Source organism: Pseudomonas sp. Larv2_ips, from assembly GCF_963879675.1.
Classification (GTDB): domain Bacteria; phylum Pseudomonadota; class Gammaproteobacteria; order Pseudomonadales; family Pseudomonadaceae; genus Aquipseudomonas.
In genome coordinates this window covers 256,345-279,647 of sequence record NZ_CAWOAW010000013.1, presented here as the reverse complement: position 1 = coordinate 279,647, position 23,303 = coordinate 256,345, and the positions used below count along the sequence as shown (strand labels likewise).

At 59.6% G+C, this 23,303-nt stretch carries 20 protein-coding genes and 1 pseudogene; 11 read left to right on the top strand and 10 right to left on the bottom strand.

The window, feature by feature from the left end; genetic code table 11:
- Positions 1 to 20 precede the first annotated feature (20 nt).
- Together argJ and secA are read right to left on the bottom strand one after the other, a co-directional pair.
- On the bottom strand, positions 21 to 1,238 hold the full coding sequence (argJ, locus tag AACV02_RS05730; protein ID WP_106578376.1) for a bifunctional glutamate N-acetyltransferase/amino-acid acetyltransferase ArgJ: 1,218 nt from the start codon (positions 1,236 to 1,238) through the stop codon (positions 21 to 23).
- Between the two features lie 124 nt (positions 1,239 to 1,362).
- Positions 1,363 to 4,098, bottom strand: coding sequence for a preprotein translocase subunit SecA (gene secA / locus AACV02_RS05725; protein ID WP_106578375.1), 2,736 nt, complete (start codon positions 4,096 to 4,098; stop codon positions 1,363 to 1,365).
- A gap of 307 nt (positions 4,099 to 4,405) precedes the next feature.
- Here secA and AACV02_RS05720 point away from each other — a divergent pair, with 307 nt between their 5' ends.
- The gene (locus AACV02_RS05720; protein WP_106578374.1) at positions 4,406 to 4,864 is read left to right on the top strand and encodes a DUF721 domain-containing protein; all 459 of its coding nucleotides are present in this window, start codon (positions 4,406 to 4,408) and stop codon (positions 4,862 to 4,864) included.
- Here the strand turns inward: AACV02_RS05720 and AACV02_RS05715 are convergent, their stop codons facing one another.
- Complete coding sequence (locus tag AACV02_RS05715; RefSeq protein WP_106578373.1) at positions 4,865 to 6,343, bottom strand: helicase HerA-like domain-containing protein; 1,479 nt, start codon at positions 6,341 to 6,343, stop codon at positions 4,865 to 4,867.
- Between the two features lie 204 nt (positions 6,344 to 6,547).
- Between AACV02_RS05715 and AACV02_RS30875 the strand changes: the two are divergent.
- Together AACV02_RS30875 and AACV02_RS30870 are read left to right on the top strand one after the other, a co-directional pair.
- Positions 6,548 to 7,582: pseudogene (locus AACV02_RS30875) on the top strand (HAMP domain-containing protein); the annotation flags it as partial.
- Positions 7,583 to 7,675: 93 nt separating this feature from the next.
- Complete coding sequence (locus AACV02_RS30870; protein ID WP_370004806.1) at positions 7,676 to 8,440, top strand: methyl-accepting chemotaxis protein; 765 nt, start codon at positions 7,676 to 7,678, stop codon at positions 8,438 to 8,440.
- Between the two features lie 35 nt (positions 8,441 to 8,475).
- On the opposite strand, the gene AACV02_RS05705 is transcribed toward AACV02_RS30870, so the two are convergent.
- Positions 8,476 to 8,646, bottom strand: a complete 171-nt coding sequence (locus AACV02_RS05705) for a hypothetical protein (RefSeq protein ID WP_177413675.1) — start codon at positions 8,644 to 8,646, stop codon at positions 8,476 to 8,478.
- Positions 8,647 to 8,723: 77 nt separating this feature from the next.
- On the bottom strand, positions 8,724 to 9,572 hold the full coding sequence (gene purU / locus AACV02_RS05700; protein WP_005790961.1) for a formyltetrahydrofolate deformylase: 849 nt from the start codon (positions 9,570 to 9,572) through the stop codon (positions 8,724 to 8,726).
- A gap of 349 nt (positions 9,573 to 9,921) precedes the next feature.
- On the opposite strand from purU, the gene mvaT reads away from it, so the two are divergent.
- Positions 9,922 to 10,296: a histone-like nucleoid-structuring protein MvaT gene (mvaT, locus tag AACV02_RS05695; RefSeq protein ID WP_005790963.1), complete on the top strand. Its 375-nt coding sequence runs from the start codon at positions 9,922 to 9,924 to the stop codon at positions 10,294 to 10,296.
- A gap of 89 nt (positions 10,297 to 10,385) precedes the next feature.
- Here mvaT and sbcB read toward each other — a convergent pair whose 3' ends face one another.
- Complete coding sequence (gene sbcB, locus AACV02_RS05690) at positions 10,386 to 11,813, bottom strand: exodeoxyribonuclease I (protein WP_119736956.1); 1,428 nt, start codon at positions 11,811 to 11,813, stop codon at positions 10,386 to 10,388.
- 167 nt (positions 11,814 to 11,980) lie between these two features.
- Between sbcB and AACV02_RS05685 the strand changes: the two genes are divergently transcribed.
- From AACV02_RS05685 to AACV02_RS05660, 6 genes are read left to right on the top strand one after another with little or no spacing between them, the layout of a single operon-like run.
- Entirely contained in the window at positions 11,981 to 12,673 is a 693-nt protein-coding gene (locus AACV02_RS05685; RefSeq protein ID WP_119736954.1) for an RDD family protein, read from the top strand.
- Positions 12,670 to 13,650, top strand: coding sequence for a stage II sporulation protein M (locus AACV02_RS05680; protein WP_119736951.1), 981 nt, complete (start codon positions 12,670 to 12,672; stop codon positions 13,648 to 13,650). Before AACV02_RS05685 ends, AACV02_RS05680 begins: the two co-directional genes overlap by 4 nt.
- Positions 13,637 to 15,163 (top strand): DUF4129 domain-containing protein, encoded by a 1,527-nt coding sequence (locus AACV02_RS05675; RefSeq protein WP_119736949.1) that lies wholly within the window; start codon positions 13,637 to 13,639, stop codon positions 15,161 to 15,163. Before AACV02_RS05680 ends, AACV02_RS05675 begins: the two co-directional genes overlap by 14 nt.
- Positions 15,160 to 16,317: a DUF4350 domain-containing protein gene (locus tag AACV02_RS05670; RefSeq protein WP_119736947.1), complete on the top strand. Its 1,158-nt coding sequence runs from the start codon at positions 15,160 to 15,162 to the stop codon at positions 16,315 to 16,317. The genes AACV02_RS05675 and AACV02_RS05670 overlap by 4 nt, the downstream gene beginning before the upstream one ends.
- Positions 16,314 to 17,309, top strand: coding sequence for an AAA family ATPase (locus tag AACV02_RS05665; RefSeq protein ID WP_119736945.1), 996 nt, complete (start codon positions 16,314 to 16,316; stop codon positions 17,307 to 17,309). The genes AACV02_RS05670 and AACV02_RS05665 overlap by 4 nt, the downstream gene beginning before the upstream one ends.
- A 7-nt stretch (positions 17,310 to 17,316) precedes the next feature.
- Positions 17,317 to 18,648: a DUF58 domain-containing protein gene (locus tag AACV02_RS05660; RefSeq protein WP_119736943.1), complete on the top strand. Its 1,332-nt coding sequence runs from the start codon at positions 17,317 to 17,319 to the stop codon at positions 18,646 to 18,648.
- A gap of 70 nt (positions 18,649 to 18,718) precedes the next feature.
- Here AACV02_RS05660 and AACV02_RS05655 read toward each other — a convergent pair whose 3' ends face one another.
- Together AACV02_RS05655 and AACV02_RS05650 are read right to left on the bottom strand one after the other, a co-directional pair.
- Positions 18,719 to 19,078, bottom strand: a complete 360-nt coding sequence (locus AACV02_RS05655) for a PilZ domain-containing protein (RefSeq protein ID WP_106578363.1) — start codon at positions 19,076 to 19,078, stop codon at positions 18,719 to 18,721.
- Between the two features lie 223 nt (positions 19,079 to 19,301).
- Positions 19,302 to 19,676, bottom strand: a complete 375-nt coding sequence (locus AACV02_RS05650; protein ID WP_106578362.1) for a tetratricopeptide repeat protein — start codon at positions 19,674 to 19,676, stop codon at positions 19,302 to 19,304.
- A 175-nt stretch (positions 19,677 to 19,851) separates the two neighbouring features.
- Here AACV02_RS05650 and pyk point away from each other — a divergent pair, with 175 nt between their 5' ends.
- Complete coding sequence (gene pyk / locus AACV02_RS05645) at positions 19,852 to 21,303, top strand: pyruvate kinase (protein WP_106578361.1); 1,452 nt, start codon at positions 19,852 to 19,854, stop codon at positions 21,301 to 21,303.
- Between the two features lie 196 nt (positions 21,304 to 21,499).
- Here pyk and AACV02_RS05640 read toward each other — a convergent pair whose 3' ends face one another.
- On the bottom strand, positions 21,500 to 22,249 hold the full coding sequence (locus tag AACV02_RS05640) for an enoyl-CoA hydratase-related protein (RefSeq protein ID WP_119736939.1): 750 nt from the start codon (positions 22,247 to 22,249) through the stop codon (positions 21,500 to 21,502).
- 30 nt (positions 22,250 to 22,279) lie between these two features.
- Positions 22,280 to 23,212 (bottom strand): iron-sulfur-binding ferredoxin reductase, encoded by a 933-nt coding sequence (locus AACV02_RS05635; RefSeq protein ID WP_119736937.1) that lies wholly within the window; start codon positions 23,210 to 23,212, stop codon positions 22,280 to 22,282.
- Between the last annotated feature and the right edge of the window lie 91 nt (positions 23,213 to 23,303).

Genomic DNA, 23,303 nt, shown 5'->3' with positions numbered 1-23,303 from the left:
CGCGCTTATCCTCTTGGCTGTCAGGTGCGGTATTCCGCATTGATCTTCACGTACTCGTGGGACAGGTCAGTGGTCCAGATCGTTTCGCTGCACTCACCGCGACCCAGTTCGATGCGGATGGTGATTTCTTCCTGCTGCATCACTGCCGAGCCCTGGGCTTCGGTGTAGGTTTCGGCGCGGGCGCCACGGCTGGCAATGCACACCTCGCCAAGGAACACGTCGATCTTGCTCACGTCCAGGTCAGGCACGCCGGCACGGCCAACGGCGGCGAGGATGCGGCCCCAGTTCGGGTCAGAGGCAAACAAGGCAGTCTTGATCAGCGGCGAATGCGCCACGGTGTAGCCAACATCCAGGCATTCCTGGTGGTTGCCGCCGCCATTGACTTCAACGGTCACGAACTTGGTCGCGCCTTCGCCGTCACGGACGATGGCCTGAGCCACGTCCATGCACACCTCGAACACCGCCTGCTTCAACGCGGCGAACAGCGGGCCTTCGGTGGAGGTGATTTCCGGCAGGTTGGCCTGGCCGGTGGCGATCAACATGCAGCAGTCGTTAGTCGAGGTATCGCCATCGATGGTGATGCGGTTGAACGACTTGTTGGCGCCGTCCAGCATCAAGCGTTGTAGCACATCGCGGGAGACTTTGGCGTCGGTGGCGATGTAGCCGAGCATGGTGGCCATGTTCGGGCGAATCATGCCCGCGCCTTTGCTGATGCCGGTCACGGTGATGGTCACGCCGTCGTGCACGAACTGACGGCTCGCGCCTTTTGGCAGTGTGTCGGTGGTCATGATGCCTGTGGCAGCGGCAGCCCAGTTATCCACAGACAAGTCATCCAGCGCGGCTTGCAGGGCGCCTTCGATTTTTTCTACCGGCAATGGCTCACCGATTACGCCGGTGGAGTAAGGCAGCACTTGGCTGGCGTCTACGCCAGTCAACTGGGCCAGCTTGGCGCAGGTGCGGGCAGCGGCCACCAGGCCAGGCTCGCCTGTGCCGGCATTGGCGTTACCGGTGTTGGTCAGCAGGTAGCGAATCGAACCGGCCACGCGTTGTTTGGCCAGGATTACCGGCGCGGCGCAGAAGGCATTAAGGGTGAACACACCGGCGACGGTCGAACCTTCGGCACAGCGCATCACCACCACATCCTTGCGCCCCGGGCGCTTGATGCCGGCCGAAGCGATACCGAGTTCAAAACCGGCAACCGGGTGCAATGTGGGCAAAGGACCAAGACCAACAGCCATGAATGCGCTCCTTAAAAATAGGTGATGTCTGTGCCGTCGCTATCGACGGTGGGAAGTAATGGCAAAACGCCGCGACGGCTGATGCCGGTCGCGGCGCGGGGTGTTGCAGCGTCAGGCAAAAATCTTAGTTGATTTCGCCGTGGCAGTGTTTGAACTTCTTGCCCGAACCACACCAGCACAGTTCGTTGCGGCCCAGCTTCTGATCATTGCGAACCGGGGTTTGCGCCAAGGCCACATCGACCTCTTCGCCCAACACCTCAGGCGCTTCCAGACCCGGTGCTTCGTCGTGCTGGAACTGCATGCGCGCAGCCAATGCTTCGGCTTCCTGGCGCAGGCGAGCTTCTTCCTCGATCGGATCTTCGCGACGCACCTGAACGTGGGACAGCACGCGAATCGAATCGCGCTTGATCGAATCCAGCAGCTCGGAGAACAGCGTGAACGACTCGCGCTTGTACTCTTGCTTCGGGTTCTTCTGGGCATAACCACGCAAGTGGATACCGTGACGCAAGTGGTCCATGGTCGACAGGTGGTCTTTCCACAGGTCGTCCAGCACACGCAGTACGATTTGTTTCTCGAAGGTGCGCAGCGCTTCGGCGCTCGCTTGCTCTTCTTTCTCGTTGTACGCGGCCAGCAGCTCGGTCATCAGCTTCTCGCGCAGGGTTTCTTCATACAGGTGGTCGTCTTCGTCCAGCCACTGCTGGACCGGCAAGTCGACACCGAAGTCGCTCTTCAACGCCGCTTCCAGACCGGCAACATCCCACTGCTCAGGCAGGGACTGTGGCGGGATATGCGCGCTGACGGTGGCGTTGAGCACGTCCTGACGGAAATCGGCAATGGTCTCGCCAATGTTGTCGGCGGCCAGCAACGTGTTACGCATGTGATAAATCACTTTACGCTGTTCGTTGTTGACGTCATCGAACTCGAGCAGTTGCTTACGAATGTCGAAGTTACGGCCTTCTACCTTGCGCTGGGCCTTCTCGATGGCGTTGGTCACCATGCGGTGCTCGATCGCTTCACCGGACTGCATGCCCAGTGCCTTCATGAAGTTCTTCACCCGATCGGAGGCGAAGATGCGCATCAGGCTGTCTTCCAGCGACAGGTAGAAACGGCTCGAACCGGCGTCACCCTGACGACCGGCACGACCACGCAGCTGGTTGTCGATACGGCGCGATTCGTGACGCTCGGAGGCGATCACCTGCAGGCCGCCGGATTCCAGCACGGCCTGGTGACGTTTTTGCCAGTCGGCCTTGATCTGAGCGATCTGCTCAGGGCTCGGGTTTTCCAGCGCCGCGACTTCCACTTCCCAGTTACCGCCCAACAGGATGTCGGTACCACGACCGGCCATGTTGGTGGCAATGGTCAGTGCGCCTGGGCGACCGGCCTGAGCGATGATCTCGGCTTCTTTTTCGTGGAACTTGGCGTTGAGAACCTTGTGCTCGATGCCTTCCTTGTTGAGCAAGTTGGACACGTGCTCGGAAGTCTCGATGGTGGCAGTACCCACCAGGATCGGACGGCCCTGGGCCATGCCGTCCTTGATGTCGTTGATGATTGCCGCGTACTTCTCTTCGGCCGTCAGGAACACCAAGTCGTTGTAGTCTTTACGCGCCAGCGGCTTGTTCGGTGGAATCACCATCACGGCCAGGTTGTAGATCTGGTGGAACTCGAACGCTTCGGTGTCGGCCGTACCGGTCATGCCGGACAGCTTGTTGTACAGACGGAAGTAGTTCTGGAAAGTGGTAGACGCCAACGTCTGGCTTTCAGCCTGGATGTTGAGCCCTTCCTTGGCTTCGATGGCCTGGTGCAGGCCTTCGGACAGACGACGACCCGGCATGGTACGGCCGGTGTGTTCGTCAACCAGCACGACCTGGCCGTCCTGGACGATGTATTCGACGTTGCGATGGAACAGCTTGTGGGCGCGCAGGCCGGCATACACGTGGGTCAACAGGCCCAGGTTGTGGGCCGAGTACAGGCTTTCGCCCTCGGCCAGTTCGCCGATCTGGGTCAGCATCTCTTCGACAAACTGGTGACCGGCTTCGTTGAGCTCGACCTGACGGGTCTTCTCATCGATGGAGAAGTGACCTTCTTTGGTCACCACGCCTTCCACTTCTTCGATGTGCTGCTCCAGACGCGGGATCAACTTGTTGATCTCGGTGTACAGGCGCGAGCTGTCTTCGGCCTGGCCGGAGATGATCAGCGGGGTACGGGCTTCGTCGATGAGGATGGAGTCGACTTCGTCGATCACGGCAAAGTTGAGTTCGCGCTGGAATTTTTCTTCCATGCTGAACGCCATGTTGTCGCGCAGGTAGTCGAAACCGAATTCGTTGTTGGTGCCGTACGTGATGTCGGCAGCGTAAGCGGCGCGTTTCTCTTCCGGCGGCTGGAACGGCGTTACCACGCCGACGGTCAGGCCGAGGAATTCATACAGCGGGCGCATCCAGTTGGCATCCCGGCGAGCCAGGTAGTCGTTCACCGTCACAACGTGCACGCCCTTGCCGGACAGTGCGTTGAGGTAAACACCCAGGGTTGCCACCAGGGTCTTGCCTTCACCGGTGCGCATTTCGGCAATCATGCCTTCATGCAAGGTCATGCCGCCGATCAACTGCACGTCGAAGTGGCGCATGCCCATGACACGCTTGCCGGCTTCACGGGCGACCGCAAAGGCTTCGGGAAGCAGCTTGTCGAGGGTTTCACCTTTGGCTATGCGGGCCTTGAACTCTTGGGTCTTGGCGCGCAATTGCTCGTCCGAAAGGGCAACCATCTGCTCTTCGAAGGCATTGACCAGCTGCACCGTCTTGAGCATGCGTTTAACTTCGCGCTCATTCTTGCTTCCAAAAAGTTTCTTTAACAAAGGCGCAAACATATCGGCAGGTTCTTCCACACATAGGGATGGAGGGCGCACCGTGAGTGGCCCGAGCAGCCCTCACGGCCGCATGCGAACGCGCATTCTACCCGGAATCGTGGGTGAGGAAAGTGGCGTTATTCCCCGATGCTGGCATGGCGCTGTGAGAGGGCCTGTTTAAAATAAGGGCTTTTGCTGGAACTTCAACCCATCAGGCACAGAAGTTACCTATTGATTTTACGAGCAAAGCGCTGGGTGACGCATTGGCTGGGGGGCACACAGGCGCTTTCTGCTAAGATGGCGGCTCTGTTACTTAAGGTGTCTAAACATGGCATTTCGCCCTCTTACAGCCCGCGCGCCCAGCGTGTTGCTCCGCGAAGCCAAGCCGTTGAAAGCCATCTTCGGCCATGCGCAACGCTTGGGCCATTTGCAACGCCTGGTAGAAAGCCAGCTACAACCTGCCGCACGTGAACATTGCCATGTGGCGTCCTGGCGCGAAGGAAATTTGCTGTTAATTGTCACCGACGGTCATTGGGCGACCCGTTTGCGCTATCAGCAAAAACGTCTGCAGCGACAATTGATGGCCTTTGATGAATTTGCCAGTTTGACCCGTATCCAGTTCAAGGTGCAGCCGCCTACCGTGCAGCAGGGCGCGGTGGGGCACACCATCAACCTTTCGGTGAATGCGGCCGAAACCATTCAGGCAACGGCCGACGGAATCAGCGATCCGGGCTTGCGCGCGGCACTGGAACGATTGGCCGCGCACGCCAAGCCCAAATCTGAATAGCTACTTACGCTTGCTGCCGCCCAGCAACGAGCCCAACAAACCCCGCACCAACTGCCGCCCCATCTGATTGGCGGCCTGTTGCATGGCTGATTTGAGTGCCTTGCCGGCCGTGGTGCCCAAAAATGCTCCGGCCTTGTCGGTAAAGCTTGGTTCTTCGGCAGCAGGCGTGGCTGCCTCAGTCGGCCCGAGCTCCTTGCGCGCCATCAACACTTCATAGGCCGACTCCCGGTCAATCGGCTTGTCATACCGCCCCAGCAACGGCGAGCTGGCAATCAGCGCGGCGCGTTCGGCTTCGCTGAGCGGCCCGATGCGCGATTGCGGCGGCGCGACCAGCACGCGTTGGACCACTTGCGGCGTGCCCTTTTCCTGCAAGGTGCCCACCAATGCCTCACCGGTGCCCAGCTCTGTGAGCACCGACAAGGTGTCGAACGCCGGGTTGGCCCGAAAGCCATCCGCCACCGCGCGCAGGGATTTCTGCTCTTTCGTGGTGAACGCCCGCAAGCCGTGCTGAATACGCAGACCGAGTTGCGCCAAGACCGTGTCAGGCAAATCACCGGGGGATTGAGTGACAAAGTACACGCCGACACCTTTGGAGCGGATCAGACGCACCACTTGCTCCAGTCGATCCTGCAAAGCCTTGGGCGTGTCGGCAAACAATAAATGCGCCTCATCGAAAAACAGCGCGAGCAACGGTTTGTCGGCATCCCCGCGCTCCGGCAACTGCTCGAACAGTTCGGCCAGCAGCCACAGCAGGAACGTCGCGTACACCTTGGGCGCCTCGTGTACCAGCCGACTGGCGTCGAGCAGATGGATACGCCCGCGGCCGTCGCTGGCTGGCTGCAAAATATCTTCAAGCTGCAGGGCCGGCTCACCAAACAAGGCTTCTGCGCCCTGTTGTTCAAGCACCGCCAAGCGCCGCAACAGCGCCTGGCTGGAGCCGGTGGTCATCAACGCGGCATCGTCACCCAGCAGTTGCGGGTGATAGCGCAGATGGTTGAGCAATGCCTTGAGGTCTTTGAGGTCGAGCAGCAGCAGGCCTTCGCGGTCCGCCACTTTGAAGGTGGCATAGAGTGCCGACTGCTGGCTGTCGGTGAGTTCCAACAGGCTGCCGAGCAATAGAGGTCCCATTTCGCTGATGGTCGTGCGAAGCGGATGACCCGACTGCCCGTGGATATCCCACAGCGTTACCGGATAAGCCTTCGCCGTGTAATTAAGGAAGGGCATGCCGGCGATGCGCTCAGCCACTTTTCCTTGAGGGTTCGCGGCAGCCCCCAGACCACACAGATCGCCTTTGATATCAGCGGCGAACACGGCCACACCCGCATCACTGAACGCCTCTGCCAGGCGCTGCAGAGTGACGGTCTTGCCGGTGCCCGTGGCGCCAGCAATCAGCCCGTGACGGTTGGCCAGGCGCATGGCCTGGGCGACAGGTTGGCCGTCCGGACCGGCGCCAATAAGGAGTTGCGAGGAGTCAGGCATTTCGTCACCTTTGGTTAATCTTTAGTGCCGCCAGGTCGATACAGATAATTGTAAGACCCACAAAGTCTAAAAACAGATCGGATGGCTCCTAAAGGGACTTACAGAGCTATCACCAGAAGTACCACACCTTTTTTGACGCTGCCATTTTGCGCATCCCATGAGGACGCGCTTCGGATATCAAGACCTTAGCGGACCCTTCAAGCCATGAATAAAAACCTGCGCTTCAGCCACAAAATCCTGCTTGCAGCCGCTCTTATCGTGATCGCCGCCTTCGCATTGTTTACCCTCTACAACGACTACCTGCAACGCAACGCGATTCGCGACGACCTCAATAATTACCTGCATGAAATGGGCGACGTCACCGCCAGCAATATTCAGACCTGGCTCACCGGGCGCATAGCGCTGGTGGAAAACGCAGCACAGAACATTGCCATCAACCCTGAACCCGCCGCCGTCGCCGGCCTGCTGGAACAGAAAGCCCTGACGTCCTCGTTCATGGCCACCTACGTGGGCGACAGCAAAGGCGCCTTCACCATCCGCCCCGACACCAAGATGCCCGATGGCTTCGACCCAAGGGTTCGCCCCTGGTACAAGGGCGCCCAGTCCAGCAATGGCTCAACCCTGACTGAACCCTACATTGATGCCGCCACCGGAAAATTGATCATTTCGGTCGCCACCCCCAGCACCACCACAACTGGCCAGAGCATCGGCGTGGTAGGCGGCGACCTGAGCCTGCAAACGCTGGTGGATAACATTGGCGCGCTGAACTTCGGCGGCATGGGTTATGCCTTCCTGGTCAGTGCCGATGGCAAAGTGCTCGTGCACCCGGACAAAAACCTGGTGATGAAGACCCTGGCCGACGTGTACCCCAATCACACGCCCAAGATCAGTGCTGACTTCAGTGAAGTTCAAGCCAACGGTAAAGACAACATCGTGACCTTTACACCGATCAAGGGCTTGCCCTCGGTGAACTGGTACCTGGGTATTTCGGTGGATAAAGACAAGTCGTTCGCCATGCTCAGCGAGTTCCGCAATTCGGCGGTCATCGCCACGATCATCGCTGTGGTGATCATCATTGCGCTGCTGGGCATGCTCATCCGCGTGCTGCTGCAACCGCTGCACGTAATGACCCGCGCAATGCAGGACATCGCCGATGGCGAGGGCGACTTGACTCGCCGCCTGACCATCCAGAACAACGATGAGTTCGGTACGCTGGGCAATGCCTTCAACCGCTTCGTGGAGCGGATTCATACCTCGATCCGCGAGGTGTCCTCGGCCACCGAACAGGTCAACGAAGTGGCGTTGCGCGTGGTCAGTGCCTCCAATTCCTCGATGGTCAACTCCGACGAGCAGGCCAACCGCACCAACAGCGTCGCCGCCGCCATCAACGAACTGGGCGCCGCCGCCCAGGAAATCGCGCGCAACGCCGCACAAGCCTCCAGCCAGGCCAGCGATGCGCGGCACTTGGCCGAAGACGGCCAGCAGGTGGTAGATCGCAATATCAAGGCAATGACCCAACTGTCAGCGATGATCAGTGCGTCCAGCAGCAATATAGAAGCGCTGAACAGCAAGACTGTGAACATCGGGCAAATTCTGGAGGTGATCACCAGCATCTCCCAGCAAACCAACCTGCTGGCACTGAACGCCGCCATCGAAGCGGCGCGTGCCGGGGAAGCCGGGCGCGGGTTTGCGGTCGTGGCCGATGAGGTGCGCAACCTGGCGCATCGCACTCAAGAGTCGGCGCAGCAAGTGCAGAAGATGATTGAGGAGCTGCAAGTCGGTGCGCGCGACTCGGTCAGCACCATGAGTGAAAGCCAGCGCCACAGCCAGGACAGCGTGGAAATCGCCAACCTGGCCGGCGAGCGCTTGAACAGCGTGACCCAGCGCATTGGTGAGATCGACGGCATGAACCAGTCAGTGGCCACCGCTACCGAGGAGCAAACCTCGGTGGTGGAGTCGATCAACATGGACATTACCGAGATCAATACCCTCAACCAGGAAGGCGTGGAAAACCTGCAATCCACCCTGCGCGCCTGCACCGACCTGGAACAACAGGCCGCACGCTTGAAACAGTTGGTGGGCAGTTTCCGCATCTGAGCCCAGTGCCCGCCGCTTTTCAGAGCGGCGGGCCGTTATTTTTCCGAGCGCTCGGATTTGGCCTGTTCGTGCTCCCACAACTCAGCGGCACCGGGAAACTCGGTGCCGTCCTCAGCGTCCAGGTCATCCGGGTCATATCGACTTAAACACCCCTCCCCCAGCGTCGCCGGGGCTTGGGAGGTGGCTTTGTCCAGTAGATCGCTCATTGATCAATCCCAACAGCAGGAAAAAAAAAGGCCTGGGACGATTTAACGCCCAGGCCTGTGCTTCTTCAAGACCTGTATCAGAACACTACAGTCTTGTTGCCATGCACGAGCACGCGATCTTCCAAGTGATAACGCAGGCCACGGGCCAGCACCATCTTCTCGACGTCACGGCCGAAACGCACCATGTCTTCAATGCTGTCGCTGTGGCTGACGCGCACCACGTCCTGCTCGATGATCGGGCCGGCGTCCAGCTCTTCGGTGACGTAGTGGCACGTTGCGCCAATCAGCTTCACGCCACGCAGGGAGGCCTGGTGGTAGGGTTTGGCGCCCACAAACGACGGCAGGAAGCTGTGGTGAATGTTGATCACCTTGCCGGCGTATTCGCGGCACAGTTCCGGCGGCAGAATCTGCATGTAGCGCGCCAGCACCACCACATCCGCTTCGTGCTGCTTAACCAGGCGGGAGACTTCGGCAAAGGCCGGCTCCTTGTCCTGCGGGTTGACCGGCACGTGGTAATACGGGATGCCATGCCATTCGACCATGCTGCGCAGGTCGTCATGGTTGGAGATTACGCAAGCGATCTCGCAATCCAGCTCATCGCTGTGCCAGCGGTGCAGCAGGTCGGCCAGGCAATGGGACTCGCGGCTGGCCATCAGCACGACACGTTTTTTCTGCTCGGTGTCGGTGATATGCCAGGTCATCGAAAACTCTTCGGCGATCGGCGCAAACGCCTCACGAAAAGCTTCAAGACCAAAGGGCAGCGTGTCGGCACGAATTTCGTGACGCATGAAAAACCAACCGCTGAGATCGTCCGAGTGATGGCTCGCCTCGGTGATCCAGCCGTTGTGGGAGGCCAGAAAGTTACTGACTTTGGCAACGATGCCAACCCGGTCCGGGCAAGCAATCACCAGCCTAAAAGTGCGCATTAGGGGGAAACTCCAGAACTTCGCAAAGGCGGCCATTCTAGCGATTGCGCAGAAAAACTGCAGTATTCCTTACGGCTTATTCTGTCCCCAACCTCTGCCTACAGCCCTTAATAGCGTAAGGTTTTACCAACGCTATATGCGTGTACAACGTGATGCACGGGCAATTGTCGGAAAATAAACGAGATTATCTTTACGTCTACCACCTACTAATTAACTCGATTGCGTAGCAGGGCTACAAACATTCAACGTAATTCACATAAATGCATCCTTAAATGTTTACTTGGGGTTAGTGCCTGACTATTATTAGGCCACTCTCCTGCCAATCAGCGCTCTACATAAGGTAGTCCACATGTCTCTGATCAACGAATACCGTGCCACCGAAGAAGCTATCAAAGAGCTGCAAGCCCGTTTGAAGAACCTGTCCCAAGACGACAAGCTGCAAACCGAGCTGGAATTCGAAGGCAAACTGCGCACCCTGATGGGTGAATACTCCAAATCCCTGCGTGACATCATCGCGCTGCTGGATCCAGAGTCGAAAGTTAAAGCACCCCGCGGCGCTGTGAAAACTACCGGCACCAAGCGTGCTCGCAAGGTCAAGCAATACAAGAACCCACACAACGGTGAAGTGATTGAAACCAAAGGTGGCAACCACAAGACGCTGAAAGAGTGGAAAGCCAAGTGGGGCGGCGACGTGGTTGAAGGCTGGGCTACCCTGCTGGGCTAAGCCTGGTCGGGCTTTCGCCTGATAAGCAACAAAATAAAAACGCCAGCTTGCTGGCGTTTTTTATTGTCAGAATATTCTCCAATGCCTGACTACAGATTCAGCCGGGCGGCTAAAGAGTCGGCATACTCCTGCCATTGATCCAGCACCTGACACTGAAACGATGTAGCACTAACGGCCAACTCCTCGCGCGCCTGCTTAAATGCCAACAGGGTAGTCGGCGCGCCCCATTCCGAACTCGACAACCGTTGCTGACAGAAAAGTTTCCAGCGCTTTTGCTCCTCGTTGTTCAAGGTGTCAGGAAAGTTACGCGCGCGGTAGCGGAATAATAATTCCGGCAAACGATGATCATCAAATGGCCACTGCTGATGCGCCAGATGTAAAGGCTCGGCAGCCCGGACTTGTTCACATAAACGACGATCGCGATCACCAATAAAACCGTCATAGAGCTGCTGCTCGGGATCCGCACTCGGCGCAAAATCTTCCTCGGCATAAATAGCCGCCAACTTATCGCGCCAAACTTCGTGTGCGTCAGTTAGTCGCAGCGCACGTGCCTGGTACGTGTCCATATCCAATTGAAGTCGCTCGCGATCCTGCGCCCGCAGCACATTCAACGGGGCAACGACCGGGCAGCGGTTGATATGCACTAACTTGAGCGGCACGGGCAGTTCGCCTTCCGCCAGGTCGCCACGGCGCGTGTAGAGACGCTGGCGCAAGGTATCGGCGTCCAGATCCAGTAACCCCTGCGGGTCCAGCCCAAGGTCACAGACGATCAATGCATTGCGATTGCGCGGGTGCCAGGCCAGCGGCAGCACCACGCCCAAATAGTGACGCTCGGCGGAAAAGCGTCCGGATATATGTACCATCGGTTGCAACAGGCGTACCTGATCCATCACCCGCTGCTTGCTGCGCAATTGAAACAGCCACTCATACAACTTGGGCTGTTTCTCGCGGACCAGGCGCGCCAGGGCGATCGTTGCTCGCACGTCCGACAAGGCGTCGTGGGCCTGGCCATGGTCGATCCCGTTGGCTGCGGTCAAACGCTCAAGCTTGAGGGTGACGCGCCCATCCTGCTCTGGCCAGACAATCCCTTCCGGGCGAAGTGCGTAGGCCGTGCGCACCACATCGATCAAATCCCAGCGACTGTTGCCGCCCTGCCATTCACGGGCGTAAGGGTCGAAAAAGTTGCGATACAAACTGTAGCGCGTCATTTCATCGTCAAAACGCAAAGTGTTGTAACCGGCGCCGCAGGTGCCCGGTGCGGCCAGTTCGGCATGCACTCGGGTCATGAAGTCGGCTTCGGCCAGGCCTTTTTCCGCCAGGACGTCAGGGGTGATGCCGGTGATCGCGCAGGCGGCCGGATGAGGCAGGATATCGTCGCTGAGCTGGCAATAAAGGTTGACCGGCGGGCCGATCTCGTTGAGTTCGAGGTCGGTACGAATACCGGCAACCTGAAGCGGGCGATCGCTGCGCGGGTTGATGCCGGTGGTTTCATAGTCGTACCAAAAAATGGAGGTCACGGGCTATTCCTGTGCTGAAGACCGGCAAAGTCTAGGCGCTGTTGGCCGTCCGGGGCCAGCGATACCTTGGCTGTACAAATATCCAGCAAAACCTTGAATGGTTGCTTCCACCGTCGACACTGCTAGCATCCGTGTCTCTCAGCCGCTTCGCACTGCCAGGGATCGCAATGCCGAAAAACCCTTTGGATACCCGCTACCAGATCGAGACCCCTGAGGGGATAGATCTGCCCTTGCGCCCGGCAGGCCTGCCGCCGCGGGTACTGGCCTTTGCTTTCGACCTGGGCTTGCGTGGCTTGGTCATGGGCATCCTGCTCGTGCCCCTGGCCCTGTTGGGCAATATTGGTATTGGCCTGGGTGCATTGCTGCTGTTTCTGGTCAGCTGGTGGTACATGGTCTTGTTCGAAGTGCTCAATCAAGGCTGCTCTCCAGGCAAGCAGGTCATGGGCCTGCGGGTCGTACAGGACGATGGCACGCCTGTCGGCTGGTCCGCTTCGTTGATCCGCAACCTGCTGCGCTTTGTCGACATGCTGCCCTTCGGCTACTTCCTCGGCGCCATCAGTTGTCTGCAACATCCTCATTTCAAACGGCTCGGCGACCTCGCCGCCGGTACCCTGGTGATCTACCGCGAACAATCACTGGCCCGCCCCCGGTTACCTCAAGCGGCTGCGTTGCGCCTGCCCTTCGCCCTTGACCTGAGCGAACAGCGCGCCATTCTCGCCTTCGCCGAACGCCAGGGCGACCTCTCTGCCGAACGGGTGCATGAACTTGCGTCCATCCTCGCGGTTCCTCTGCAAGTGCCTCCTGCACGCGCCGTAGAGCAACTCAATGGTGTGGCCCGTGGCTTGTTGGGGCCGACATGAAGCAGAGCCTGTTCGAAAGCCGTCACCAGCCCCAATGGCAAGCCTTTGCAGCGCAACTGACACAGTTGGAGCAAGGCAAGGCCAAGGCCCGCGACGTGGCGGACTTCCCCCATCACTATCGACGCCTGTGCCAGCACCTCGCGCTGGCACAAGAGCGTGGCTACAGCAGTTATCTGGTAGATCCGCTGCAGCAATTGGCCCTGCGCGGCCACCAGCAGCTCTATCGCCATCGCAGTCAATTGGGAGCAAAGGTCCTGAGTTTCGTCCTGGCCGACTTCCCACGCCTGGTACGTGAGCAATGGCGCTTCGTGTTAATCGCCGGCCTGTTATTTTTCGGCAGCCTGCTGGGAATAGCCCTGCTGGTTTACCTGTTTCCCGACCTGATCTACAGCATCGTCAGCGCCCAGCAGGTCGCCGACATGCAAAGCATGTACGACCCCGATGCCAGCCGCCTTGGGCGCGCCGCCGAGCGAGCCTCCAGCGAAAACTGGATGATGTTCGGCTACTACGTGATGCACAACAGCGGCATCGCCTTCCAGACCTTTGCAGCCGGGTTGCTGTTTGGCCTGGGTAGCGTGTTCTTTCTGATTTTCAACGGCTTGATCATCGGCGCAATCTGCGGTCATCTGACCGAAATTGGCTATGGCCAGACCTTCTGGTCGTTTGTCATCGGCCACGGTGCATTCGAACTGACCGCTATCGCCCTGGCCGGCGCAGCGGGTTTGCAACTGGGGTGGTCACTTATCGCTCCGGGGTCGCTCGCTCGCAGCGAATCCTTGCGTTTGGCGGCGCGCAAAAGCGTGCAGATGCTCTGCGGGGTGATGGCGTTTCTGCTGATCGCTGCGTTGATTGAGGCCTATTGGTCTTCCACCACCGCTATCACGCCTTGGATCAAATACCTCGTGGGCGCCGCGCTTTGGCTACTGGTGGCCGCTTACTTGATTCTCGCCGGGCGGGTTCACCATGCGCCTGAGTGACGCCAGCGTGGCAATTCGCCCCCGTACTGCCTGGGAAGCCATGGACCTTGGTGTGTTGATGGCCAGGGAGCATCGCTGGCTGTTGATGAGCAGTTGGGCGCTGGTGAGCTTGCCAGTATTTGCCTTGCTCACCGTGTTGTTATGGGAGTCTCCACTGGCCGCCGTTTTGCTGTTCTGGTGGCTCAAGCCGGCGTTCGATCGGTTGCCGTTGTACATCCTCTCCAAGGCACTGTTTGGTGAAACACCCAGCGTCAAACAAGCCGTGCGCCATTGGCCGCGACTGTTAAAAAGCCAGTTGCTGGTCAGCCTGACCTGGCGGCGTCTCAGCCTGAGCCGCAGTTTCGTGCTGCCAGTGAGCCAACTCGAAGGACTGGGTGGCCAGGCGCGCCAACGCCGCCTCGGCGTGCTGTTACAACGCAACGCAGGGGCAGCGCGCTGGCTGACAATCATTGGCATGCACCTGGAAATCGGCCTGTGGCTTGGCTGCATGGCGCTGTTCTATCTCTTCATTCCTGAGCAGGTTGAACGCGATTGGGACTGGCAACGGTTGGCGCTCGCCACCAGTTCGCAATGGCTATGGCTGGGGCATCTGGGCAACGCGTTCTATGCGTTGATATTGGTGTTCTGGGAGCCTATCTACGTTGCGTGCGGTTTCAGCCTGTACCTCAACCGCCGTACCGTACTGGAAGCCTGGGACCTGGAACTGGTATTCCGGCGTTTACGCCAGCGCCTGGGCAGCGTGGCGACGCTACTGCTTTTGGCGGTCGGGCTGATGCTGCAGGCCAGTCCACAGGTCATGGCGGATGAGTCCAGTAGCCAACCGCAACTGAGCACCCCGGCTGCGAGTCAATCCATCAAGACTCTGCTGGCCCTCCCCCCGTTCAAAAACCCGGAAACCGTCACCCGCTATCGCTTCGGCGAAGACCAGCCTGCGGCCAAAGGCACCGCGCACGGTGACGGCAAATTACCCGGATGGTTACAGGCACTGCTCGATCACCTCAACAGCACCACCTTCAAACACGTAGGCCAGGGATTGGAAATACTCCTGTGGAGCCTGTTGATTGGAGGCCTCGCATTGCTCGGTTGGCACTACCGCGACGGGTTGCACGCTTTTGTCAGTCGGCGCGCAATCAGTCAATCCAGGGTCACCAAACCCGCTCCGACGCAGTTATTCGGCCTGGAGTTGGGCATAGAAACCTTGCCCGCAGACATCGCCAGTGCTGCCGAACAATTATGGCCCACACAACCACGGCAAGCCCTCAGCCTTTTGTACCGAGGCCTGCTCAGCCACCTGTTGCACGACTACAACATTGCACTGAAAACCGCCGACACCGAAGGCCAGGTCCTGGAGCGTGTTCACCAATTACAACAACCGCAGCTGCTGGTGTTCAGTAATGAGCTGACACGCCACTGGCAAAACCTGGCCTACGGCCATCGACTGCCTCCGCTCGCCGCCCAGCAAAAGCTCTGCAGCGAATGGCGCGCGTTGTTCAATTCGGACGCCGCGCAATGAACCGCCCATTACTGTGGGCAGGTCTACTGCTGGCGTGCCTGTTGGGGGCTGGTGCATTTTATGCCTGGCACAAAGCGATCCCTTATGACGAAGTGGTTGATCGCGGCCCATCGCCCCAAGCACGGGAAAATCCCTATCTGGCGGCCGAGTACTTTCTGCGCCAGCAAGGCCTGAGCGTCGAGCATGCCAAGAGCCTCGAACGCCTCGCTCACCTCCAGCCGAAAGGCAACAGCCTTCTGCTGTTGGGTGATCGCGGCAACATGACACCACGCCAGGTGGATGAACTGCTCGATTGGGCAAAGTCCGGTGGCCATTTGCTGGTGGTCGCCGAAGCGCTGTGGGATGAAGAGACAGGTAAAAGCGGCGACCTGCTGCTTGATCGGTTGGACATCCACCAGACCTTGAGCGAAACCTTCGATGAGCCAGCCTCGGCGCGCAAAAAGAAAACGCCGGATCTGACCAAACTCTATGTCGACAATGAAACCGCCCCGGCGTACTTCAGTTTCGATACCGACTTCAACCTTACCGATCCCAAACACCTGGCACAGTTTTCAGCCAACAGCGCCAAATCCAGCCATCTCATGCAACGCAATCTCGGGCATGGCACCGTCACCGTGGTAACCGACAGCGAGCTGTGGAAAACCCCGGGCATCGGCCAACACGATAACGCCTGGCTGCTGTGGTACCTCAACCAAGGCACTGGCGTGACCTTGTTGTTCAACAGCGATGTAGACAGTCTGTTGACCCTGTTGATGCGCTATTTCCCTCAAGCCTTGGTGGCACTCCTGGCGTTGATTGCTCTGGCACTCTGGCGGACCGGCATGCGCCAGGGCCCGATCCAGGCGCCTGCGCCCAGGGCACGTCGGCAGTTGCAGGAACACTTGAAAGCCAGCGCCGATTTCCTGCTGCGTCGCACCGGCCATGGCACCCTCTTGCACGCCCTGCAGCGCGACATCCAGCGCGCTGCCCGCCGACGTCACCCTGGCTTCGAACACCTCGACACCGCTGAACAGTGGCAGGTACTTGAACGCCTGACGCGCCAACCCTCCCACATCATCAGTCAGGCCCTTGGCCCACTCCCGGCAAAGCGGCTCACCAGCGCCGATTTCAGCCGTCAGGTGGCATGCCTGCAAACTCTCAGGAATGCCCTATGAGCGAACTCCCTGCAGCCACTGCCCCTACCGCCGAAAGCCTTCAACACGCCAGCCAGCAGGCACAGGCCCTGCGCGTTGAATTGCGCAAGGCGGTGATTGGCCAGGATCAGGTGATTGACGACGTACTTACCGCGCTGATCGCTGGCGGTCATGTACTGCTCGAAGGCGTCCCCGGCCTGGGCAAAACGTTGCTGGTGCGTGCCCTGGCGCGTTGCTTTGGTGGCGATTTCGCGCGAATCCAGTTCACACCGGACCTGATGCCCAGCGATGTCACCGGCCACGCTGTGTATGACCTGCATACCGAGCAGTTCAAACTGCGCAAGGGCCCGCTGTTCACTCACTTGCTGCTGGCCGATGAAATCAACCGCGCTCCGGCCAAGACTCAAGCCGCCTTGCTTGAAGCCATGCAGGAGCGCCAAGTCACTCTCGAAGGCGAGGCGCTGCCTATCGGTCAGCCCTTCATGGTACTGGCGACCCAGAACCCTATCGAACAGGAAGGTACTTACCCCCTGCCCGAAGCCGAACTCGACCGTTTCATGCTCAAGGTGCGCATGGATTACCCCGATGCTCAGCAAGAACTGGAGATGGTGCGCGAAGTCACTCGCTCGTCCCGGGCAGACATGCTCGATGTGCACCCGCTACGTACGGTGCTGCAGGCCCATGATGTGTTGAACCTACAGCAGGTCGCGAGCGAACTGGCGCTGGATGAGCAAGTCCTCGACTACGCCGTGCGCTTGGCGCGAGCCACCCGCACGTGGCCTGGGCTGACCATCGGCGCCGGCCCTCGGGCCTCCATCGCCCTGGTTCGCGGAGCCCGGGCACGCGCGTTGTTGCGTGGCGGTGAATTCGTCACCCCTGACGATATCAAGGGGTGCGCGCTGGCAGTATTGCGTCATCGGGTGCGCATTGCGCCGGAACTGGACATCGACGGGCTGGAGGTAGACCAAGTGCTCAAGCAACTGCTGGACCAGATCCCGGCGCCCCGGCAGTGACTCGCCCATGAAGCCGACCCGCCTGTTGCTGAGCTGGCTGAGTGTGCTGTTGGGCCTCAACATCCTGCTCGGCGCCGCAGCGGCGCTGCAGCTCAAGGTGCCCGACACGCTGCACTCGATAGCCTGGGGCTTGTTACTGGCGCTGTTGCTGCTGGCGCTGCTGGATGCCGTGCGCCTGCGGCGTCGCCCCGGTGTGCAAATACAGCGGCAAATGCCGGGCAGCCTGGCACTCGGACGCTGGGGTGAAGTGCGCCTGACCCTGGCGCACGATTACTCGCGACCAATCACAGTGAAGGTGTTCGATCATGTTCCTGACGGCTTGAGCATGGAAAACCTGCCCCAAAGCATCGAACTGCGCCCTGGTGAGCGCAGCGAACTGGGCTACCGACTGCGGCCTCTGCGCCGTGGACACTTCAGCTTCAGCCGCTGTGAAATTCACCTGCCCAGCCCCATTGGGCTATGGTCGGCACGGCAATTTGCCGAGGTCAGCGATGCCACTCGCGTCTACCCGGATTTCGCCCATTTATACAGCGCACAGTTACTCGGTGTGGATAACTGGCTCAGCCAACTCGGCGTACGCCAACGCCAGCGAAGGGGCTTGGGCCTGGAGTTTCACCAACTGCGCGAATTTCGCGAGGGCGACAGCCTGCGTCAGATCGATTGGAAGGCTACCGCACGACAACGCACACCCATCGCCCGTGAATACCAGGATGAGCGCGACCAGCAGATTGTGTTCATGCTCGATTGCGGTCGACGCATGCGCAGTCAGGACGGCGAGTTGTCACATTTCGACCATGCACTCAACGCTTGCCTATTGCTCAGTTATGTTGCGCTGCGTCAGGGCGATGCCGTGGGGCTGAGCACCTTTGCCAGTGACCAGCCGCGTTACCTGGCGCCGGTCAAGGGCAGCGGCCAACTGAACCTGCTGCTCAATGCGGTATACGACCTGGATACCACCCGCCGGACGGCCGACTATCAAGCTGCGGCCAGCCAACTGCTGGCTCGGCAAAAACGCCGGGCGCTGGTGATCGTGGTCACCAATCTGCGCGATGAGGACGATGAAGCATTGCTGACAGCGGTCAAGCGTATCAGCCGACAACATCGGGTACTGGTGGCCAGCTTGAGGGAGGAAGTACTCGATGATTTGCGCCAGGCCCCCGTGCAAACCCTGCCCGAAGCATTGGCTTATTGCGGGACGGTCGACTACCTCAATACACGAAACGAACTCCATGACCGGTTGAGCGCCCATGGGTTATCCGTACTGGACACCCCCCCATCAGGGATGGGAGCCGCGCTCGTCACGCGTTATCTGGGTTGGAAAAAAGCCGGAGTGTTCTGAAAGCGCGCTGACACAGACACGTTGCCAAGGCCGGGCTAACCCTCCCAACCCGGGTCAACACGTTCAATGCCTAAGCGGATGCCTGAAGCGGATCGAAGCTGAAGTAATTCAACAAGGCGCTGATCAACTGGCTGTACTCTTCGCCCGCTTCAATCACACTGAACCCCGAGTCGTAATGCTGCGGGTTGATGTCTTCATGGCTCCACAGGCAGGTCGCGGTCAGGTCGATTGCCTGGCACTCGCCGGTCGGGCCAGGAATTTTCAGACGCAACTCGAAATCCACATCGACCATCATGGGCAACTGGCTGATCAACATCAGCCCACTTTCAGAAACGTTGCCCAGAAAACCGATAGGTTTATCGGTAACTCGGTTGAATACCTGCAGGAAGCAATGTAACTGGTGCCGCTCGATCCGTCGGTGGGTAAACATGTGAGATCGCCATCCAATGGCCATGCCCTGGCCGGTCCAGTGATTCGGAACGAGCCAATGGCTCGCTCTCCCTGGATCTCGGTGTGCCAACAGACGTCGCTATGGTCACTAAACAACTGCCGAATCCGGGCCTCGCATTCGTTCGAATAGAAACTTGTACAAACGAACACCCAAAGGATAGCTCAAGACTGGCGACGGGCCAGCTATAGAATGACAAATATCATTACAAAGACGCCGGCCGCGTCTGTGCCGCACTGGCGCCGGGGTAATGCCCCAACTGCTGCAGCGTGTCGAGCCTGGCTCGCGCACGGTAGGCGTATTCACTTGTCGGGTACTGGCTGATGATGAATTGATAGGTCTGGACTGCATCCACGAACAATTTCTGTCGCTCCAGGCATTGGCCGCGCAACATCGAGACCTCCGGTTGCACGTAGCGACGGGTGCGGCTCTCGCGGTCAACCTGGGACAATTCCAGCGTGACGCGCTCGCAATCACCCACCCCATAGGCACGGTAAGCGTTGTTCAAATGGTGGTCCATCGACCAGCGGGTACAGCCGACAACACTGACGGCCAGGGCAGCAACGAGCAAAATTCGCATGGGGGTTCTCCTGTCTTGAGCAGTGTATCGACCCCTCGTCGAAAATCTTCAAGGATGTTCGTCTATTCAACCGCTGCAAAAACAAGCCAATCGTCGATAAGTAGTGCAAACGAACAATGACTACAACGAAAGAGCATAGTAGCCTTCTCCAGCGCTTGAACTCAGGAGTCTGTGCATGTCCGTCCGTCGTACCAAAATCGTCGCCACCCTTGGCCCGGCCAGTAACTCGCCGGAAGTCCTCGAACAGCTGATTCTGGCTGGTTTGGACGTTGCCCGTCTGAACTTCTCCCACGGCACCCCGGACGAGCACAAGGCTCGCGCCAAGCTGGTGCGTGACCTGGCCGCCAAGCACGGCCGCTTCGTGGCGCTGCTGGGTGACCTGCAAGGCCCGAAAATTCGTATCGCCAAATTCGCCAACAAGCGTATCGAGCTGAAGATCGGTGACAAGTTCACCTTCTCCACCAGCCATCCGCTGACCGAAGGCAACCAGCAAGTCGTGGGTATCGACTACCCGGATCTGGTCAAGGACTGCGGCGTCGGTGACGAGCTGCTGCTGGACGATGGCCGCGTGGTCATGCGCGTCGACACCGCTACCCCGACCGAACTGCACTGTACCGTGATCATCGGTGGCCCGCTGTCCGACCATAAAGGCATCAACCGTCGCGGCGGTGGCCTGACGGCGCCGGCGCTGACTGAAAAAGACAAGGCCGACATCAAGCTCGCCGCCGAAATGGAAGTGGACTACCTCGCCGTGTCCTTCCCGCGCGATGCTGCCGACATGGAATACGCACGTAAACTGCGCGACGAAGCCGGCGGTACTGCCTGGCTGGTAGCGAAGATCGAACGCGCCGAAGCCGTTGCCGATGACGAAACCCTCGACGGCCTGATCAAGGCTTCCGACGCTGTGATGGTTGCGCGTGGCGACCTGGGCGTGGAAATCGGTGACGCCGAGCTGATCGGTATCCAGAAAAAAATCATCCTGCACGCACGCCGCCATAACAAAGCGGTGATCGTGGCGACCCAGATGATGGAGTCGATGATCCAGAACCCGATGCCAACCCGCGCCGAAGTGTCCGACGTAGCCAACGCCGTGCTCGACTACACCGACGCCGTGATGCTCTCGGCTGAAAGTGCTGCCGGCCCGTACCCGCTGGAAGCCGTACAGGCCATGGCGCGGATCTGCGTCGGTGCCGAAAAGCACCCGACCAGCAAGACCTCCAGCCACCGCATCGGCAAAGTGTTCGAAAGCTGCGACCAGAGCATCGCGCTGGCAGCCATGTACACCGCCAACCACTTCCCGGGCGTTAAAGCGATCATCGCCTTGACCGAAAGTGGCTACACGCCGTTGATCATGTCGCGCATCCGTTCCTCGGTGCCGATCTACGCGTTCTCCCCGCACCGCGAAACCCAGGCTCGCGCGGCCATGTTCCGTGGCGTGTACACCGTGCCGTTCGACCCGGCCTCGTTGCCGCCGCATGAAGTCAGCCAGGCTGCCATCGACGAGCTGATCAAGCGCGGCGTTGTGGAGAAAGGCGACTGGGTCATCCTGACCAAGGGCGACAGCTACCACACCATCGGTGGCACCAACGGCATGAAGATCCTGCACGTTGGCGATCCAATGGTCTGAGTGACAGGCTGAAAAACAAAAGCCCCGCCATGAGAATGGCGGGGCTTTTTGCATTTGAGGCTGGTGGTGGTGTTGGCGTCACTGGCCTCTTCGCGAGCAAGCCCGCTCCCACATTTGACCGCACACCCCCTGAAGAAACACGCTCGAATGTGGGAGCGGGCTTGCTCGCGAAGACGTCCGACCACTTGACGCTAATTCACCGCCTGGTGACAAAAGCCGACAACGCCGCAATCGCCTCCGGCGATTTCAACCGCTGCGTAAACAACGCCCCCTCCTCTTCAATCACGTGACGCAACTGCTCGCGATCCACACTTTTCATCAAGTGTTTGCTGACCTGCACCGCACCCGGCGCCAGCATCTCAAAGCGTTCAGCCACTTCCCGCGCCTTGGCCAGCGCCGCTTCACCGCTGCTCAACGCCTGCGTGGCAATGCCCCACGCTGCCGCCTGCTCACCGGTGAATCCCTCGCCCAGCAGCAACAGCTCAGCCGCCTTGGCATGCCCGAGCAATCGCGGCAGGATCAGGCTTGAGCCGAACTCCGGACACAACCCAAGGTTGACGAACGGCATGCGCAAGCGCGCATCGCGGCTGATATACACCAGGTCGCAATGCAGCAACAGAGTCGTACCAATGCCCACCGCCGCGCCGGCCACAGCGGCAATCACTGGTTTGCGGCAATTGAGCAGGCTTTTCATAAAGTGAAACGGCGGGCTGTCGAGGTCGCTGGGCGGCTGTTCGAGGAAATCGCCGATGTCATTACCGGCGGTAAAACACTCACGGCTGCCCTGAATCAGCACGGCACGGATGTCTGGGTCCGCATCGGCCTGCTCCAACGCGTGGGCCAATTGCGTGTACATGGCGCGGGTCAGGGCGTTTTTCTTGTCCGGCCGGTTGAGCTGCAAGGTCAGCAGCCCGCGTTCGCGTTGCAGCAGGATGGCGTCGGTCATGGTGGATCTCGCAGCTGTAGAAGTCAGCGCTCAACCACGGGGCACAAACACATCGGCCAGCAGTTGATTGCGCGGCAGACCGGCCAGGAACAAGCGCTTGGAAAACGCCTCGACGCTGACAGGATGCCCGCAGAGTAAGGCCAGAGTTTGCCGCGAAACAAGCCGCAGTTGCGCCAATGCCTGGGTCAACTCAGCCGCAGTCCACAGCTCCACGGTGACGTTTGGGTGCTGCAAAGCCAACTGCGCCAGGGGCTCGGCCAGGTAATGCGCGTCGGCATCATGAGCCAGGTGAATCACACGGATGGCGCCCTGATGATCCTGGCGCAACGCCTCGCGCAGCACGCCCCATAACGGCCCAAGCCCCGTGCCGGCGGCCAGCAGCCATAGCGGCCGCGAATGCCAGTCAGGGTCGTATTGCAGCGCCCCGCCTCTCAACTCGCCCAGGCGCAGGTCGTCTCCCAGTTGCAACTGGCGGGCGATGCTTATGAATTCACCGGGCTGACGGCAATCGAGGTGAAACTCCAGGAACGGATCTTCCTGGGGCAAGCTCGCCAGGGAATAGGGCCGCGCCACCTGTCCGGCCCACACCACCAGATGCTGCCCGGCGCGATAACGCAGGCCACGTTCCGGTTGCAAGCGCAGGCGCAGCACACTCGCATTCAACCAGTCGACGCCCACCACCCGGGCGGGTAAACCGTCACGCAGCGGGTCGAACGTTTCAACTTGCACGTCCCCGACAACCTGGCATTGGCACGCCAGGCGCCACCCGTCCTGACGTTGTGCCGGGCTCAAGGCGTCGGGTTGTTTGTCCTCGACCTCACCCTGGCAACGCACCAGGCACGCATGGCAACTGCCCGCCCGGCAACTGTAAGGCACGGCCACCCCCGCCAGATTCAGGGCATCCAGCAAGTTGCTGCCGGTGGCTACCGACCAGTGGCGTTCGCCGACGTGCAGTTCAGGCATATAAGGTCTCAATCAGAAGGGCTGCGTACAGGGAATCATGCCTGACAGAGTTTGACCATAGTCGGGTGTATCGGCCACCGCGCCGGGTTAT